11 protein-coding genes, 1 tRNA gene and 1 other RNA gene are annotated in these 15,315 nt (G+C 72.1%); 11 read left to right on the forward strand and 2 right to left on the reverse strand.

Translation table 11 applies throughout. The annotated features are described in order from the left end of the window. Positions 1-33: 33 nt before the first annotated feature. Positions 34-4,035, reverse strand: a complete 4,002-nt coding sequence (gene eccCa / locus BLV76_RS08675; RefSeq protein ID WP_245734603.1) for a type VII secretion protein EccCa — start codon at positions 4,033-4,035, stop codon at positions 34-36. Positions 4,036-4,158: 123 nt separating this feature from the next. On the opposite strand from eccCa, the gene BLV76_RS08680 reads away from it, so the two are divergent. The 10 genes from BLV76_RS08680 to BLV76_RS08725 all read left to right on the forward strand — a co-directional run bounded on the left by BLV76_RS08680 (position 4,159) and on the right by BLV76_RS08725 (position 14,949). Beyond that, positions 4,159-5,538, forward strand: a complete 1,380-nt coding sequence (locus BLV76_RS08680) for a hypothetical protein (protein ID WP_139306529.1) — start codon at positions 4,159-4,161, stop codon at positions 5,536-5,538. Positions 5,539-5,724: 186 nt separating this feature from the next. Further along, positions 5,725-6,036, forward strand: a complete 312-nt coding sequence (locus BLV76_RS08685; RefSeq protein WP_090968767.1) for a WXG100 family type VII secretion target — start codon at positions 5,725-5,727, stop codon at positions 6,034-6,036. A 37-nt stretch (positions 6,037-6,073) separates the two neighbouring features. Next, positions 6,074-6,364, forward strand: coding sequence for a WXG100 family type VII secretion target (locus BLV76_RS08690; protein ID WP_090968768.1), 291 nt, complete (start codon positions 6,074-6,076; stop codon positions 6,362-6,364). Between the two features lie 151 nt (positions 6,365-6,515). Next, a complete protein-coding gene (gene eccD, locus BLV76_RS08695; protein ID WP_090968769.1) occupies positions 6,516-7,898 on the forward strand; it encodes a type VII secretion integral membrane protein EccD in 1,383 nt (460 codons plus the stop codon). Between the two features lie 13 nt (positions 7,899-7,911). Further along, positions 7,912-9,330, forward strand: coding sequence for a type VII secretion protein EccB (locus tag BLV76_RS08700; protein WP_090968770.1), 1,419 nt, complete (start codon positions 7,912-7,914; stop codon positions 9,328-9,330). Then, positions 9,330-10,577 (forward strand): S8 family serine peptidase, encoded by a 1,248-nt coding sequence (locus tag BLV76_RS08705; protein WP_090968771.1) that lies wholly within the window; start codon positions 9,330-9,332, stop codon positions 10,575-10,577. Before BLV76_RS08700 ends, BLV76_RS08705 begins: the two co-directional genes overlap by 1 nt. A gap of 34 nt (positions 10,578-10,611) precedes the next feature. Next, positions 10,612-11,679 (forward strand): sugar phosphate nucleotidyltransferase, encoded by a 1,068-nt coding sequence (locus BLV76_RS08710; RefSeq protein ID WP_090968772.1) that lies wholly within the window; start codon positions 10,612-10,614, stop codon positions 11,677-11,679. Positions 11,680-11,721: 42 nt separating this feature from the next. Beyond that, positions 11,722-13,023, forward strand: coding sequence for a UDP-N-acetyl glucosamine 2-epimerase (locus BLV76_RS08715; RefSeq protein ID WP_090968773.1), 1,302 nt, complete (start codon positions 11,722-11,724; stop codon positions 13,021-13,023). A gap of 10 nt (positions 13,024-13,033) precedes the next feature. Beyond that, on the forward strand, positions 13,034-13,474 hold the full coding sequence (locus BLV76_RS08720) for a hypothetical protein (RefSeq protein WP_090968774.1): 441 nt from the start codon (positions 13,034-13,036) through the stop codon (positions 13,472-13,474). A 131-nt stretch (positions 13,475-13,605) separates the two neighbouring features. Continuing rightward, entirely contained in the window at positions 13,606-14,949 is a 1,344-nt protein-coding gene (locus BLV76_RS08725) for an FAD-dependent oxidoreductase (RefSeq protein WP_090968775.1), read from the forward strand. A gap of 88 nt (positions 14,950-15,037) precedes the next feature. On the opposite strand, the gene BLV76_RS08730 is transcribed toward BLV76_RS08725, so the two are convergent. Then, positions 15,038-15,123, reverse strand: a tRNA-Ser gene (locus tag BLV76_RS08730). A 95-nt stretch (positions 15,124-15,218) separates the two neighbouring features. On the opposite strand from BLV76_RS08730, the gene ffs reads away from it, so the two are divergent. Continuing rightward, positions 15,219-15,309: signal recognition particle sRNA small type (gene ffs, locus BLV76_RS08735), an RNA gene on the forward strand. Positions 15,310-15,315 lie beyond the last annotated feature (6 nt).

The following is a 15,315-nucleotide window of genomic DNA, read 5'->3' on the forward strand; positions in this document are numbered from 1 at the left end:
GAATGTGGCTCACTCACCGCGCTCGGCCAGCGATCACATGGTCGCGTCGAGCCAGGCGAGCTGCGCAGTCTGGGTGCCGCCGTCGCGGGTGACGACGCGGGCGCGGCCCTCGGGCGCGGGCTGCGGGCGGAGGTTGCCGATCAGGACGCCCTCGTCGCGCGGACCCGACAGCATCACGCCGGGCATCGCGAGGTCGCGCAGCGACTGGATGACCGGCTCGTAGAGCGCACGCGAGGCACCACCGGTGCGGCGGGCGACCACGATGTGCAGGCCGACGTCGCGGGCCTGCGCCATCAGCGGCTGGAGCGAGGACACCGGTGACGACTGGGCGGTCGCGACGAGGTCGTAGTCGTCGACCACGACGAAGACCTCGGCGCCGGTCCACCACGACCGGTTGCGCAGCTGCTCGGGCGTCACGTCTTGGCCGGGGATGCGGCCCTCGAGGTAGGTCGCGATGTCCTTCAGCGTCGGCGTCGCCTGCGTGGCGGACGTCAGGTAGTTGAGGAGGTACTCGTCGGGCACCTCGCCGAGCATCGAGCGCCGGTAGTCGACGAGGACGATCTGGGCTTCCTTCGGCGTGCGCGTGCGCATGATCTCGTGGACGTACGCCCGCAGCAGGGCGCTCTTGCCCGACTGCCCGTCGCCGAAGATCAGCATGTGCGGCTCGGCGTCGACGTCGAGGCCGATCGGCGCGAGCTCCTTCTCGTTGATGCCGAGCAGGATGAGCTTCTCGGGCATCGCGCGCCGCACCGCGTCCTCGCGGATCGCCTCGAGCGTGACGAGCTCGGGCAGCAGCCGCAGCTTGGGACCCTGCGGGCCCTTCCACGCGGCGGCCATCTTGTCGATGAGGTCGTCGACGCCGTCGCCGAGGCTGTCGGCGTTGCCGTCGCCGTCGATGCGCGGCAGCGCGCCGAGGAAGTGCAGCTTGGACGGCACGAGACCACGGCCCGGGCGGCCGACCGGGACGAGCGCGGCGACCTTCCGGTCGACCTCGGAGTCGAGCGGGTCACCGAGGCGCAGCTCGAGCTTGGAGCCGAAGACGTCGCGCATCGCGGCGCGGTAGTCGGCCCAGCGGGTCGAGGCGGTGACGATGTGGAGGCCGAACGTCAGGCCGCGCGCGGCGAGCTGCTGGATCTCCATCTCGAGGTCGTCGAACTCCGCGCGCAGGGTGCTCCAGCCGTCGATGACCAGGAACACGTCGCCCCAGCCGTCGTCGGCGCGACCCTGGTTGCGCCGCGAGCGGTAGGTCTCGATCGAGTCGATGCCGTTCTCGCGGAAGTAGGCCTCGCGCCGGTCGACGATGCCCTCGACCTCCGCCATCACGCGGCGTACGACGTCGGGCTCCGAGCGCGTCGCGACGCCCGACACGTGCGGCAGGCGGGTCAGCGGCGCGAACGTGCCGCCGCCGAAGTCGAGCACGAAGAACTGCGACTCCAGCGGGGTCGTCACCAGCGCCATGCTCGTGACGATGCTGCGCAGGAGCGTGCTCTTGCCCGAGCGGGGTCCGCCGACGACCGCGACGTGGCCGGCGGCACCGGTGAGGTTCAGCGTCATCGTGTCGCGGCGCTGCTCGCGCGGGCGGTCGACGGTGCCGAGCGGGATCACCAGGCCCGGCACGTTGCGCCACTGCTGCGACACGAGGCCGAGGTCGGGGTGCTCGACCAGGTCGGGCATCAGCTCGTCGAGGGTGTCGGGCACGTCGAGTGGCGGCAGCCAGACCTGGTGCGCCTCGGGGCCCTTGCCGATCATCCGGGTGACCGCGATGTCGAGCAGCGAGGGCTGCTCGCCCTGCTGCTGCGGCTGCGGGGCGGCGACCTCGTCGTCGGTGTCGTGGGTCGGCTCGAGGGCCTGCACCTCGGAGATCGTGAAGGGCAGGATGCCGCGGATGCCGCCGCCCTCGTCGCGGGTGACGCGGGTGCGGCTCGACGGCGGCCCCGAGACGTACGCCGCCTTGAACCGCAGCAGCGTGGACTGGTCGGGCTTGAGGTAGCCCAGGCCCGGGACGGCGGGGAGCTCGTAGGCGTCCGGGACACCGAGGACCGCCCGGGACTCGCCGGCGGAGAAGGTGCGGAGGCCGACCCGGTAGGACAGGTGCGACTCGAGGCCGCGGAGCCGGCCCTCCTCCAGGCGCTGCGAGGCGAGCAGGAGGTGGAGCCCGAGCGACCGGCCGAGGCGGCCGATGGCGACGAACAGGTCGATGAACTCCGGCTTGGCCGACAGCATCTCGGAGAACTCGTCGACGACGATGAAGAGCGACGGCATCGGCTCGAGCGGCTCGCCGTTGGCGCGCGCCTTCTCGTAGTCGCGCACCGAGGCGTAGTTGCCGGCGTCGCGCAGCAGCTCCTGGCGACGCGTCATCTCGCCGGACAGGGCGTCCTGCATGCGGTCGACGAGGGTGAGCTCGTTGGCGAGGTTGGTGATGACGGCCGAGACGTGCGGCATGTCGGCCATGCCGGCGAAGGTCGCACCTCCCTTGAAGTCCACGAGGACGAGGTTGAGCTGCTCCGAGGAGTGGGTCATCACGAGCCCGAGCACCAGCGTGCGGAGGAACTCCGACTTGCCGGAGCCGGTCGCGCCGATCACCAGGCCGTGGGGGCCCATGCCCTGCTGGGCGGACTCCTTGATGTCGAGGTGGATCAGGCCGCCGGAGTCGCCGATGCCGATCGGCACGCGCAGCCGGTCGCGAGCCGGGCGCGGGCGCCAGGCGGTCGCGGGGTCGTACTGGAAGATGTCGCCCAGCCCGAGCAGGTCCATGTGGTCGGGCGTGGTCGAGGTGATGTCGACGGCGCCGCCGGCCGAGGACGACTCGGCGCTCGCGGTCTTGAGGGGGGCGATGCGGCGCGCGAACGCCTCGGCGGTCGCGAGGTCGCACTGGTCGGCGAGCGCCTTGACGGCCTCGTGCCGCAGCCGCAGCGCCAGCACCGGTCGCTTGCCGAGCTCGTCGGGGGCGTCGGTGAACTCCAGCCGCAGCCGGGTGGAGTCCTCGAGCTCGTCCCACCGGCTCGGCAGGTCGAGGAGGGTCACCCCGTGCAGGCCGTCGGGCGGGACGATGTGGTTGCCGGGCGGCAGGTGGCCGCCGTCGATGACCAGCAGGATGTGCGGGGTCGCGGCGCGCTCGTCGGCGCCGAAGCGCGGGCGCTCGGCGAGGTCGGGCGGCAGCAGGTTGCCGAGGTCGTCGAGCGACGTCGAGACCAGCCGCATCGGACCGACCGCGTCGGACTCCCGCTGGCTCTGTGCGTGGGGGAGCCACTTCACCCAGTCCCAGTGGGTGAGGTTCTCCTCCGAGCTGAGCACCGCGACGATGAGCTGGTCGGGGTTCTGGAACGCCGTGGCCGAGCAGATCATCGCCCGGGCCGTCGAGCGGACCTCCTCGTCGCCGCCGCACAGCTCGATGCGGTCGAAGGCGCGCAGGTCGATCGAGGCCGGCAGGTTGGGCTGGAGCCGGTGCACCACGAGCAGGCGGTGCAGCGCCGAGGCCGCGGCCGGGTCGACCTGGTCGACGGGCGCGCTCTCAGGCGGCACCAGCTCGAGCGACAGCGGCTGGGAGTTGAGGCCGTAGCGCACGTGGAGGAAGTGGTCGTCCGACCCGGTGTGCTCCCACAGCCGGGTGCGGTCCTCGGCCAGCGAGGGGAGCGCGGCGGGCTCGGGGTGGTGCCAGTTGAGCGCGCGGCGCTGCTGGTCGGCGGCCTCGCGGGCCACCTTGCGGATGTTGCTGAGGTAGCGGAGGTACTCCGTGCGCGAGCCGGTGACCTGCTGGGCGCGCTGCTTACGCTGCCGGTCGATCTGGACGACGATGAAGCCGAGCGTGGCGAAGAGGAACATGCCCGCGGCGAGGAAGCTGCGGCTCTTGTTGGCGCCGCCCATCGTCGCGACGAGCACGATGGAGCCGAGGCTGCCGAGCATCGGGATGGCGTTCATCAGGACGCCGCTGGCGCCCTCGCCCTCCTGGAGCTCCGGCGGCGGCTGGAGCACGATCTGGCCGCCCGGCATCTCCGGCTCGTCGAGCCTCTGGCCGCCTCGCAGTGTCGTGCTCACGCTTCCCCCAGTGCCTCATTCGATGAAGTCGCGACGATGATAGGTGTGCTGCCGCCGGAGCCGCACCAGCGACTACCCTCCTGCCCAGAAGGCGCCAGCCCGATGCACGCGAAGGGGGAATCCGTGTCGGAGGTCGCGATGCCCGGCCCCACGGCCACCACCATCGCCGTGAGCGTGCACGGTCCCGCCGGCGTGCTCGACCTCGTGGTGCCCACGGGCGCGACGTCGGTCGACGTCGCCCGCGAGTACGCCAAGCAGGCCGCCGAGGTCGGGCAGGCCCTGGGCATCCCGCTGCTGCAGACGGCGCTCGGCCAGCGCCTCAACGCCGCGGTCCCGCTGCACGAGGCCGGCGTGCAGGCGGGCGACGTGCTCATCGCGACGGCCGGTGTGCACCTGCCGCGCAAGCAGACCCTGCTCGACGCGGCCAAGAACGCGCCCGAGAGCCCCGCGCTGGCGTCGATGATCGCCACGATCGCGGCCGCCGTCGCCGTCCTCTCCGCCTGGTACGCCGGACGCACGGGCGACGACACCATCCGCACCGTCGCGACCGGGATCCTGCTGGCGTGCGGCCTCGTCGGGTCGCTGCCGGTCGGGCGGCACACCCGCCAGCGTGCCGCCGCCGCGCCCGCCTTCGCCGCCGCCGCGGCCTTCGCGGCCCTCTACGAGCCAGGGGTCCACCTGCTCCCCGCGATCCTCGGCGCGTGCGGCATCTCCGCGGCCGTGGTCGCCGGGATCGGCCGGGCGCTGTCGGAGTCGGGCGACGAGATCAGCGCGGTCTGGATCGCGAGCGGCCTCACGGTCTTCGCCTGCTGCGGGCTGCCCGCCCTCCTGGGCTGGGACGACCGGGTCGCGTGGACCCTGCTGGTGTTCCTGTCGATGATGGCCGCCCGGTTCGCGCCCTCGCTCGCCATCGACGTGCCGGACGAGGCGCTGCTCGACCTCGACCGGCTCGCGGTCACGGCGTGGTCCGCACGCGACAGCCAGCGCTCGGGCAAGCGGGGACGGATCGTGGTGGCCGGCGACGCGATGGAGCGGCTGGTCCGCCGGGCCTCGCGCATCGTCACCGGCGCAGCGGTGGCGATCCTGGTGACGATGACGGTGGCGAGCCCGCTCCTGCTGCGCACCGCGACGCTCGACCTCGACGTGATCGGCGCCCGCTGCCTCGTCTTCTTCGCCGGCTGCTCGCTGCTGCTGGCCGCCCGGTCCTACCGGCACGCGGCCGCGCGCGTGCTCCTGCGCCTCGCCGGCCTCAGCGGCCTGGCCGCCCTCGCCGCCCACCTGGTCGCCGGCCCCGGCGCACCGCACCTGGGCTCGTTCTTCTACGCGGTCGTCGCGCTCGGCGCGATCGCGCTGGCGGCCGCGGTCGCCACCGGGCGCGGCTGGCGCTCGGTGTGGTGGTCGCGCCGGGCCGAGGTGGCGGAGTCCTTCTGCGGCAGCTTCGCCTTCGCCGCGGCCGTCGTCGCGGCGGGTGTCTTCCGCCGCCTGTGGGAGATGACCTCCTGAACCCCGGCCGGACCCCGGGTCCGCCGAAGTTCGGTGGATTGATGTTTAGCCCCGATTTCGCCGGGTAGAGACACGTCAGCGCGGGGGGTCGGGACGTCTCCCCGAGCAACGGATCACCGACAGCGGCGATCACCAACCCACTGAGAATCTCGGACGGTTCGACCAGCCGAGGGAGAAGGATCTTTCATGAGCGAGATGTACGGCCAGACAGAGAAGGCTCTCTCCAAGGGCGCCGACTACGTCGACCAGGCCCGCGGCGACGTCAAGAACAAGTGCGGCGTGCTCTCCGGCAACATCCAGACGATGATGGGTGGATGGGGCGGCCAGGGCGCCACCGCGTTCAACAACCTGATGATCGCCTGGGACCAGAAGCAGGAGACCATCCTCAAGGCCCTCGACCAGCTCTCGGCGTCGATGAAGGAGACGGAGCGCGACAACGTCTCGACCGACGAGAACCAGTCCGCCACCCACACCAACCTCCAGGGCCGTCTCGGCTGACGCCGACACCTGACTTTCTGAGATCTAGGAGATCGACATGACTTTCGACGGAATCAAGGTCCAGCACGGCCACCTCGACGCCGGTGCCGCCGACGTGATGAAGGCCGCCAAGGACATCGAGGCCCGCCTCGACCAGCTCGAGAACGAGCTCAACCCCCTGAAGTCGGACTGGAACGGTAACGCCAAGATGGCCTACGACCAGGCCAAGGCGAAGTGGGACCAGGCCATGCAGGAGATGACCCTCCTGCTGCAGCAGGCGAGCCAGGGCGTCGACTCGTCCAACGCCGAGTACAAGGCGGCCGACGCCCGCGGTGCCAACCGCTTCTGAGCGCAGACCACCTTCCGAGGCCGGTCGTCCCTCCGGGGATGACCGGCCTCGGGCCATTTCCGCAGGCGTGGTCGGGCGGATGACTGGCCAACCATTCATCTAGGCTGCACCCCGTCCACGCACGTCCAGGACTGTTCAGGGGGAAACACCAATGGCTCAGGGGTCCTCGGTCGCGTCCGGGCTGGTCCGGGTGACCATCGCCTCGGGATCGCGACGCGTCGATCTGGTGCTGCCGGGCTCGATCCCGGTCGCCGAGCTCGTCCCCGAGCTCGCCCGCTCGGTGGGCCTGCTCGACGCCTCCACCGTCTACGGCGGCTACAAGCTGGTGACCCAGGAGGGACGGATCCTGGCCAACGACGCCGGCCTGACCATCCAGGGCATCGAGGACGGCGGGTTGCTCACCGTCACCGCCGGCGTCGACGAGAAGGCGCCCCGCGTCTACGACGACGTGGTCGAGGCCATGGCCGACGTCGTGGAGAACGAGCTCAAGCCGTGGGAGCCGGCGGCCGGTCGTCGTACGGCACTCGGCGCGGGCAGCATCCTGCTCGGCCTGGGCGCGCTGGCCCTGCTGCTCCAGGGCGAGAGCCTGCTCGGCGGCGTCGCCGCCGGTGTGATCGCGGGCCTGCTGGTCGTCGGCGGCATCGTGCTCGCGCGGGCCCAGGAGGAGCCCGAGGCCGGGGTCGCGGTGTCGCTGCTCGCGGCGATGTACGCCGGTGTGGCCGGCCTGCTGCTCGCCCCCGGCGACCTGCCCGCCTGGGGCTGGCCGCTCGACGACGCCTTCTTCGTCGACCCCCTGCTCTTCGCGGGCCTCGGCATCCTCGCGGTCGGCCTGATCGCCGTGGTGGGCCTCCAGGAGGGTCGCCCGCTCGTCATCCCGGCCATCGTGGTCGGGGCGGTCGTGGTGGCCAGCTCCGTGGTGATCCGGGTCTTCGACCTCGAGCCCGGTCCGGTCTTCACCGTCCTGATGACCCTCGTCGTGCTCGCCGGCAGCATCTTCCCGTGGCTGGCCCTCGGGGTGACCGGCACCAACGTCGACCAGCTCTACTCGCTGCACGACATCACCGCCGACCCGGAGGAGATCGACCCCCACGAGGTCGCCGACGACGCCCGCGTCGGACACGAGATCCTGCTCGCCGTCTCGGCGACGGTCGGCACCCTGCTCGTCCTGTTCTCACCGTTCGCGGTCGCCCGCGGCGTCTACGGCACGGTGCTCGCCGCCGTGTGCTGCCTGGCGGTCATGTTCCGCACCCGCCAGTACCGCACCAGCGCCGAGGTGCTGGCCGGTCTGGCGTCGGGCATCCTCGGCCTGGTCTCGGTGGCCGTGTCGATGCTGCTGATCCACGACGGCTGGCGCGCCGGCGCCGCGATCGGCCTGGCAGGTGTCGGAGCCCTGCTGCTCGCGCTCACCCTGGTGCCGGCCTCCGCCTCGGTGCGCCGCGGCCGGATGGGCGACGTCGTCGAGACGATGACGCTGCTCGCGCTGCTGCCGTTGATGGTGCTCGCCGCCGGGTTCGTCTCCGCGGTCGCGGGCTGAGGCGGGCTGAGGAGTGGCGACCAAGAAGGACCTCGTCGAGGCCCACGCGTTCAGCCGACGCCGGCTGGTGACGGCGTTCGTCTCCGGTGCGCCGGGCGGCCGCGAGGTCGAGCCCGTGCGTCCGGGCCGCGTGCTGATCGGCGGCGTGGCGCTGTCGGTGCTGCTGCTGGCGGGAGCGGCGATCGCCGGCTTCCTGCTCGGCCGACCGCCGGCCCAGTGGCTCGACGAGGGCAGCTTCATCATCTCCAAGGACACCGGCGAGCAGTACGTCGTCCTCCGCGGCGGCGACGACCCGCTGCTCCAGCGGGTGCCCAACTACGTCTCCGCCCAGCTGCTGCTCGGCGAGCCGTCCCTGACGCCGTTCACGGTGCGCGACAAGTACATCCGCACCGTCCAGCTCGGCGAGGACCTCGGCATCGACAGCGCGCCGTCGGGCCTGCCCACCGCCGACGAGCTCGTCGACGACGGCTGGACCGCCTGCACCGGCAGCGGAGTCGGCATCAAGATCGCGATCCAGCGCACGCCCACCGTCGACGACCTCCTCGGTGCCGGCTTCCTCGTCTCGAGCGAGGGCCGGCAGTGGCTCGTCGCGACCGCTCCGCCGGTCGGCAGCACGCAGGGTCGCGCCTACCGCTACCCGATGCCCACCAACGCCACGGCCGCCTCCACGGTCGGCAACCGCATCGGCTTCGCCGCCACCCCGGTCGAGGTCGACCCGGAGTGGCTCAACCTGTTCCCGCTCGGCGACGCGCTCGACGAGGCGGCGTTCGGCGTGACCGCCAAGGGTGCGGCCGTGCCCTACGCCGACACCGGCACCGACCTCTCCGCCTACCGCGTCGGCGACCTGCTGCGCTCGGCCACCGGTCGCTACTACCTGCTCGGCGACGACCGGCCCGAGGAGCTCTCGGCCTTCGCCGGCATGGTCTACGACGTCGTGGGCAAGACCGCGACCGAGCTCCCCGAGGAGCTGGTCGCGTCGTTCGGCGACGAGAAGTACCCCGCGGAGTGGCCGACCGAGGTGCCGCAGGCCGTGACCAGCGGCGCCCTCTGCGCCGAGCTGCACCCCGCGCCCGACGCCGCACCCGTGGTCAGCCTGGCCACCAACCCGACCGGCGCCGCCGACCCGAACGACGTCGGCACCGGCCGGCACGAGGTCGACGTCGAGCCGACCGTCGGCTCCTACGTCCTGTCCGGATCCGACGAGGCCGCCGCCGACGGCACGCCCTACGTCATCGACACCAAGGGCGAGAAGTACGAGCTCGTCGGCCCGTCGGTGCCCGACTACATCGGCTACGGCGAGGTCGACCCGCCGCTCGTGCCCAGCACCTGGCTGGAGTTCTTCGAGTCCGGCGTCGACCTGTCCACGGCCGCGGCGCGGCGGATGCCCCTCGACGCGCCGCTCCCCGACGAGTCCGAAGCGGACGCCGGCTGATGCCCGCGGCCCGCCCACCCCGTCGGCTCGTCCGTACGACGCTCGCGGCCGGCGTCCTCGCTGCCTCGGTCGTCCCGGTCTGGGTCGGCGCCCCGGCGGCCCACGCCGACCACGACGCGCCGTGCAACCCCGGCGAGATCCCCGGCAACGAGCGGCTCGCCGACACCCACGAGGAGGACAACCCGGCCTCCGACCGGATGCACGTCGAGCAGGCGCAGCAGGTCGCCACCGGCGCCGGGGTCAAGGTCGCGGTCATCGACAGCGGCATCGTGCCGGTCGACGGCCTGAGCATCGGCAAGCGCACCGTCGTCAGGGGCACCGGCTTGCTCTCGGGCCACGGCACGATCGTCGCCGCGCTGATCGCCGGACCCCGGGGCGTCGCGCCCGAGGCCGCGGTCTACGACTACCAGGTCTACGACAACGAGCAGGCCGACACCGCGCAGGGCCAGGTCCGGCTCACCTCGGCCGGCATCATCGCCGGGATCGACGCGGTGGTCGCGGACTACCCGCAGGAGCGCTTCGACGTCGTCAACATCTCGCTCGCCGTGACGTCCTCCGACCCGAAGCTCGAGGCGGCCGTCGCCCGCCTCGTGGCGCTGCCGGTCGTCGTGGTGGCGTCGGCGGGCAACCGCGACCCCGACGGGTCGGACGACGCGAAGGGCACGCCCGGCAGCGACGCCGACGTCTACCCGGCCGACTACCCCGGCGTGCTGGCCGTCAGCGCCACCCCGCCCAACGGCGACGACCCGAGCGCCTACGTCGTACCCAACCGCGACACCGACGTCGCCGCTCCGACGGTGGGCGCGATCTCCGTCAACGCCACCGGCCAGGTGTGCGTGGTCGGCGACGTCGCCACCTCGTGGTCGGCGGCCGAGGTCAGCGGGGTGGTGGCGCTGCTGCGACAGCGCTTCCCGCGCGAGACGCCCCAGCAGCTCGTCGCGCGGCTCGAGGCCACCACCGAGGGGTCGGGCCCGCCCGCCGACTCGGAGGTCCGCGACGAGGTGAACCCGTGGACGGGCGCCGGCGTCGTACAGGCCCACGACGCCCTCACCCGCGAGATCAAGCCCGGCCGCCAGGGCAAGCTGGAGACCACCGTCGCGGAGACCCGCGCGGACGCCCAGGCGCCGCCCGCGCCCCAGCGGCTCGACCTGTTCAGCACGCCGCGAGCGATCCTGCTCTGGTCGGGCCTGGTCGCGGGCTCGCTCCTCGCGCTCGCCTTCATGCTCCGTCCATTGTTGCGACGTTGACCCACGCGACACCGCGACGTGATGGAATCTGGCAATGAGCGACACCTCTGACGAGCCGGTGGCCGTCATCCTGGCCGGGGGCCAGGGCTCGCGGCTGTGGCCGATCAGCCGTGACCGCCGGCCCAAGCAGTTCCAGCCGGTCGTCGGCGGGCGCCCCCTGCTGACGGGCACGATCGAACGACTCACCGAGATCGTCGACCCGTCGCGGATCCACGTGTCGACCCGCGCGCGCTTCGCCGACGCGGCGCGCGCGACCCTCGGGCCGGTGCCGCCGGAGAACCTGATCCTCGAGGAGGACCCGGCCGGGCCCGCCACCGCCTTCGCGCTGAGCATCGCCACCCTGTCCCGCCGCTACGGCAACGCTCCCGCACTCATCGCGCCCTCCGACCACCTCATCACCGAGGACGAGGCCTTCAACCAGGCCTCGCGCGACATGCTCGCCCAGCTCGGGACCAGCCCGGAGTCGATGGTCGTGCTCGGTGCGGAGCCCCAGCGCTTCGACGGCAGCCTCGGCTACATCCACACCCAGGGCGAGGGCGGACCCGTCGAGGTGATCACCAGCTTCTTCGAGAAGCCCGACCCGGCGACGATCGACGAGCTCGGCGACGCGGGGTCGCTCTACTGGAACACCGCCTGCTACGGCGTACGCGTGGAGCAGGCGTGCAACGCCTACCGCGCCGCCATGCCGCTCATCTTCGACGCGATCGAGCGGTTCGCGAGCGACCGGCCCGACGTCAACGGCTATCGCGGTGCCGCCATCGGCGGGCACGAGCTCTACCCGCTGATCGCCGCGGGGATGGAGTGCCTGGTCGTCCCGCGCCAGCTCGGCTGGAGCGACATCGGCACCTGGCGGCGGCTGGAGGACGTGCTGACCGAGGAGGTGGTGCAGTCCATCGGCGCCGCCCTCCAGCTCGAGAGCGAGGACGTCCTCGTCGCCAGCATGGACGGCCGGTCCGTCGTCACCCTCGGCGTGAGCGGCCTCATCATCGTCACCCACGAGGACGCGGTCTACGTCGTCGACAAGAGCCGGGCGATGAACGCCGGCTCGCTCGAGCAGCTGCGCTCGCTCGTCGCGGCCACCGAGCGCGAAGACCTCCTCTGACCCACCGACCCGGCTGATCCGCCCGTCCCAGCGAAGGACCCCATGACCCACGAGAACGCCCAGCACATCGTCGTCGTCGGCACCAAGCCCGACATCATCAAGCAGGCGCCGATCTACCACGAGCTGCGCAACCGCGGTCACGACGTGGTGCTCTGCCACACCGGCCAGCACTACGACCACAACCTGTCGCAGTCGATGCTCGACGAGTTCGGCGTCCGCGAGGACGTGAACCTCGAGGTCCGCGGCGGCGTCAACGACCTCGTCTCCGGGATCACCGCCAAGCTCGCTCTCTACCTCCGCGGCTTCGCCGAGCGGGGCGGCTTCCCGATCACCTACGTGCACGGCGACACCACCACCGCGATGGCCGGTGCGCTCGCGACCTTCGGCGAGCGTCAGGCGCTGGTCCACGTCGAGGCCGGCCTGCGCACCCTCTCCCCGAAGCCCGAGGTCCTCCAGGGCTGGCTCGACCAGGGTGCCGACCTCGACTGGGCGTCGTTCCGGGCCCAGTCGATCGACCGCGGCAGCTGGTCCAAGGGCAGTCGCGAGCCCTCGCCGGAGCAGTTCAACACCCGTGTCGCCGACGCCGGCACCGACCTCCACGCCGCGCCCGTCGAGCTCAACCGCGAGTTCCTCGTCGACGAGGGCTTCGCGCCGGCCGCGATCGACGTCGTCGGCAACTCCGTCGTCGACGCGCTCGCGCAGGCGGTCGCGGGCAGCGACAAGAACCAGGTGCTGCAGAAGTTCCCGCAGATGGGCGACGGGTCGTTCCTCCGCTTCTGCGTGCACCGCCGCGAGAACACCACCAACCGCGACCGCTTCAACCTGCTCATGGACGCGATGGAGTCGCTGCTCGAGCAGGGCCACCACGTGCTCTTCATCCGCCTCCTCGGCACCGAGGCCGCGATCGACAACTTCGGGCGCCGCCAGTGGCTCGAGGACCTCGAGGCGCGCTACGGCGATGCGCTGATCTCCACGCCCGTGTGGGACAGCTACCTCGACGTCGTCGCGGCGATGTCGATGTGCGCCGTGATCGTGACCGACTCCGGCTCGATCGTCGAGGAGGCCAACGTGCTCCAGGTCCCGTGCGTGACCCTGCGCTTCGGCTCCGACCGCTCCGAGACCTTCCTCGCCGGCAGCAACTTCCTCGCCCCGCCCATCGACCGGGCCCTCCTGGTCAGCGTCGTGCACAACGTCTTCGAGCACCGCGCCGAGCTGACCTGGGACCGCGTCTACCCCGAGGGCGCGAGCACGATGCTCGTCGACGCGGTCGAGCGCCGCCTCGACGAGGGCAGCCTGCTCATCTCCGAGGAGTGGCGCTACGGGCTGAAGAAGCAGCTGCGCTGACGGCCTGATCGTGCTCGTCACCAACCACGTCCTCGCCGGCGCCCTCGTCGGCCTGGCCGCGCCGGGGCCCGTCACCGCGTTCGTCGGTGGCGTGGCCTCGCACTTCGCGCTCGACGTCGTGCCCCACTGGGGCGACCGGCCGATCGACGAGGTCATGCCGATCGCGATGGCCGATGGGCTCACCGGGCTGGGCGTGATCGCCGTCGTGTGGCGCAGCACTCCGCCGGGACGGAGGCTGCGCGTCCTCGCCGGGATGGCCGGGGCGTCCGTCCCCGACCTCGACAAGCCGGGCACGGTGTTCCTCGGCGCCTCGCCGTTCCCGCGGTTCGTCGACGACTTCCACGCGCGCATCCAGACCCGCGAGTCGTCGGCCCGGATGCCGCAGGAGCTCCTCGTCGGGGTCGGCACGGCGGCGGTGCTGGCGCTGGTCCTGCGACGCGTACGTCGTTGACCGACCCCTGCTGGAGCACACGGACGGCGATCTCGCCGACGAAGTCCGCGTGATGGATCTCTCACGAAAGTAAGGTCACCCTAAGTTTACCCTTGAGGGGTTCGTTCCGTCCCTAGCTCCAGGAGCCCTTCGTGTCCCGCCCCCTCCGCGTCGCCGTCGTCGGCGCCGGCCCCGCAGGCATCTACGCCGCCGACATCCTGACCAACCAGCACCCCGAGGCCAGTGTCGACGTCATCGAACGCCTGCCCGCGCCCTACGGCCTGGTCCGTTACGGCGTCGCGCCGGACCACCCGCGGATCAAGGAGATCATCAAGGCGCTGCGTCGCGCGCTGGGCAAGCCGGGCGTGCGCCTCATCGGCAACGTCGACTACGGCCGCGACCTGAAGCTCGAGGAGCTGCGCCAGTTCTACGACGCCGTCATCTTCGCGACCGGCGCCACCGAGGACCGCGACCTCGACGTCCCGGGTGTCGACCTGCCGGGCAGCCACGGCGCCGCGGACTTCGTCTCCTGGTACACCGGCCACCCCGACGTACCCCGTGAGTGGCCGCTCGACGCCCAGCAGGTCGCCGTCATCGGTGCCGGCAACGTGGCGCTCGACGTCGCGCGGATGCTGGCCAAGCCCGTCGCCGAGCAGATGACCACGGAGATCCCCGCCAACGTCGCGGCCGGTCTCGCGGCCAACCAGGCCACCGACATCCACGTCTTCGCCCGCCGCGGCCCCGCGTCGATCAAGTTCAGCCCGATGGAGCTGCGCGAGCTGTCGCACTCGCCGAGCGTCGACGTGCACGTGACCGAGGAGGGCTTCCAGGTCGACGACGCCGGCCAGGCCGCGATCGCCGCGTCGAAGGGCACCCGCCTCGTCGTCGACACCCTGCTGAAGTACCTCGAGGCCGAGCCCACCGGCGCGCCCCACCGCATCCACATCCACATGTGCCAGGCGCCCGTGGAGATCACCGGTGACGGTCGGGTCGAGGGCCTGCGCACCGAGCGCACCGAGCTCCAGGGCGACGGCACCGCGAAGGGGACCGGCGAGTTCATCGACTGGCCCGTGCAGGCCGTCTACCGCGCCGTCGGCTACCGCTCGACGAACCTGGCCGACATCCCCTTCGACGACGCCAACGGCGTCGTGCCCAACGAGGGCGGCCGCGTGCTCGACCTCGACGGCATCCAGGTGCCGGGCGTCTACGTCACCGGCTGGGTCAAGCGAGGCCCGGTCGGTCTGATCGGGCACACCAAGTCCGACGCGTCGGAGACCATCACCCACCTCCTCGAGGACCTCGACGCCCTGCCGGCGCCCGCGCGCCCGGAGCCGTCCGCGATCCTCGAGCACCTCGCCGCCGGCGGCACCCAGCCGTTCCTGTGGGAGGACTGGGAGCGCCTCGACGCCCACGAGATCTCGCTGGGCGAGGCCGAGGGCCGCGAGCGCGTCAAGGTCGTCGACCGCGAGGAGATGCTCCGCCGCAGCAAGGCCTGAGCGACGTACGTCCGCCTGGGGCGGTGCGTGAGCCCACGGCATGAGCGAGGCCCCGGCCACCGATGATCGGTGCCGGGGCCTCGTGCGGCGGAGGTAGGGGGATTCGAACCCCCGAGGGCTATTAACCCAACCCGCTTTCCAAGCGAGCGCCATAGGCCACTAGGCGATACCTCCGCGGAGGAGAGTACCGGTCGGCTCGCGGGCCGGTGAAATCGCGTGCGCCCCACCGGGTTTGGGCACCGGTCGCCGGCTCACCTAGACTCCCCCGCAACCCCCCACGCGGCGACATCTCGCCCAATTCCCCCAGGGCCGGAAGGCAGCAAGGGTAAGTGAGCTCTGACGGGTGCGTGGGGGGCCTTTCCATGT

The sequence above is a fragment of the Nocardioides exalbidus genome, assembly GCF_900105585.1.
Lineage (GTDB): Bacteria > Actinomycetota > Actinomycetes > Propionibacteriales > Nocardioidaceae > Nocardioides > Nocardioides exalbidus.